Annotated in this window: 1 protein-coding gene; it reads right to left on the reverse strand. The window is 72.2% G+C overall.

Annotation, left to right across the window (positions count from 1 at the left end):
- Positions 1-1,133, reverse strand: a 1,133-nt coding sequence (gene cofH, locus C5507_RS22015) for a 5-amino-6-(D-ribitylamino)uracil--L-tyrosine 4-hydroxyphenyl transferase CofH (RefSeq protein WP_104530605.1), incomplete at both ends; no start/stop codon positions are given.

The following is a 1,133-nucleotide window of genomic DNA, read 5'->3' on the forward strand; positions in this document are numbered from 1 at the left end:
GCGCGGCCCTCGTCGGAGCGGGCGGTGGCGATCCGCTCGGCCGAGGGGGTGCCGTACTCCGTCGTCCGCTGGCGGGCCGGGCGGCCGATCGCGGCGGCCATCGCCTCCAGCTCGGCGATGGTCTTCAGCGAGCCGTTCTCGCTGCCGGCCATCCGGCTGATCGTCTCCTCCATCAGCGTGCCGCCGAGGTCGTTCGCGCCGCCCTGCAGCACCGCCTTGGTCCCGGCGTCGGCGAGCTTCACCCACGAGGTCTGGATGTTGTCGATCCGGCCGTGCAGCAGCAACCGCGCGACGGCGTGGATCGCCCGGTTCTCCCGCACCGTCGGCCCCGGCCGGGCGACGCCGGCCAGGTAGATGGGGGAGTTGTGGTGCACGAACGGCAGCAGCACGAACTCGGTGAAGCCGCCGGTGCGGTCCTGCAGCGCGGCCAGGGTGCGCAGGTGCGCGACCCAGTGGGCGGGGGTGTCGACGTGGCCGTACATCATCGTCGAGGTCGTCGGGATCCCGACCTCGTGCGCGGTGCCGATGATCTCCAGCCAGGTCGCCGTCGGCAGCTTGCCCTTGGTCAGCACCCACCGGACGTCGTCGTCGAGGATCTCCGCCGCGGTGCCGGGGATCGAGTCCAGGCCGGCCGCCTTGAGCTCGGTGAGGAAGTCGCGGAACGACAGCCCGGTGCGCGCCGCCCCGTTCACGATCTCCATGGGGCTGAACGCGTGCAGGTGGATGCCCGGCTGCCGCTTCTTCACCTCGCGGGCCAGGTCGAGGTAGGCGGTGCCGGGCAGGTCGGGGTGGATGCCGCCCTGCATGCAGATCTCGGTCGCCCCGGCCGCCCACGCCTCCTCCACCCGGTCGCCGACCTGGGCCATCGACAGCGTGTAGGCGTCGGCGTCGGTGCGTCGCTGGGCGAACGCGCAGAACCGGCAGCCGGTGTAGCAGACGTTGGTGAAGTTGATGTTCCGGTTGACGACGTAGGTGACATCGTCGCCGTTGACGTCGGCGCGGACCGCGTCGGCCAGCGCGCACAGGTTCTCCAGGTCCGTGCCGTCGGCACCCAGCAGCGCCAGGTACTCCGCGTCGGTCAGCCCCGCCGGGTCGGACTCGGCGTGCAGCAGCGCCGCCAGCACCTCGCGGTC

The sequence above is a fragment of the Blastococcus saxobsidens genome (assembly GCF_002938435.1).
Classification (GTDB): domain Bacteria; phylum Actinomycetota; class Actinomycetes; order Mycobacteriales; family Geodermatophilaceae; genus Blastococcus; species Blastococcus saxobsidens.